Source organism: Microbacterium sp. Leaf351, from assembly GCF_001423825.1.
Lineage (GTDB): Bacteria > Actinomycetota > Actinomycetes > Actinomycetales > Microbacteriaceae > Microbacterium > Microbacterium ginsengisoli.
Map to the genome: position 1 here is coordinate 51,691 of NZ_LMPK01000012.1, position 744 is coordinate 52,434.

Below are 744 nucleotides of genomic sequence, written 5' to 3' on the forward strand. Positions count from 1 at the left end.
CGACGGGCAGGTCGTGGAAAGCGCGTACGCGCACATGCGGGAAGGGTCCCTCGCCCTGACCCCGGGACAGACCGTGCGGGTGGGGCAGATGGTCGGCCGGGTCGGGGACAGTGGACGCAGCTTCGGCGCACACCTGCACTTCGAGATCCGCACCGGAGGCGAAGCGGTGGACCCGCTGGCGTGGCTTCCGGCGAGGGTGAGGCCCTGATGGACGCACTCCTCATTGTGGCTCCGGCGCTGATCCCGAGCCCGGGGATCAGCTTCGTTCAGGTCGGTCCGTTCCAGATCCGGTTCTACGCGCTGGCGATCCTGGCCGGGATCGTGCTGGCGGTGCTGATCACCGGCCGTCGGCTGCGGGCGGTCGGGCACCCGGCCGGGGTCGTGGTGGATGTGGCGATGTGGGCGGTGCCGTTCGGGATCCTCGGCGCCCGGATCTACCATGTGCTCACCCATCCCGGCGACTACTTCTTCCCTGGCGCGGACCTGTGGCGGGTGCTCTACATCTGGGAAGGCGGGATCGCAATCTTCGGTGCGATCCTGGGCGGGCTGGTCGGGATTGTGATCGGCACCCGTCGCGCCGGGATCCCGGTGCTGCTGTTCCTGGACGCGCTCGCGCCGGGGATGCTGGTCGCCCAGGCGGTGGGACGGCTGGGGAACTACTTCAACCAGGAGCTGTTCGGCCCGCCCACCACCTTACCGTGGGGGCTGCAGATCGACCCCTCAGCCCCCGCGATCCCGCCGGGG

At 70.2% G+C, this 744-nt stretch carries 2 protein-coding genes; both read left to right on the forward strand.

All coding sequences use genetic code 11. The annotated features are described in order from the left end of the window. Positions 1–208 (forward strand): M23 family metallopeptidase (locus tag ASG00_RS05160; RefSeq protein ID WP_156456199.1); only part of this gene is annotated, 208 nt, incomplete at its 5' end. After that, a partial coding sequence (locus ASG00_RS17045) for a prolipoprotein diacylglyceryl transferase family protein (protein ID WP_235559159.1) occupies positions 208–744 on the forward strand: 537 nt, incomplete at its 3' end. The genes ASG00_RS05160 and ASG00_RS17045, both read left to right, overlap by 1 nt.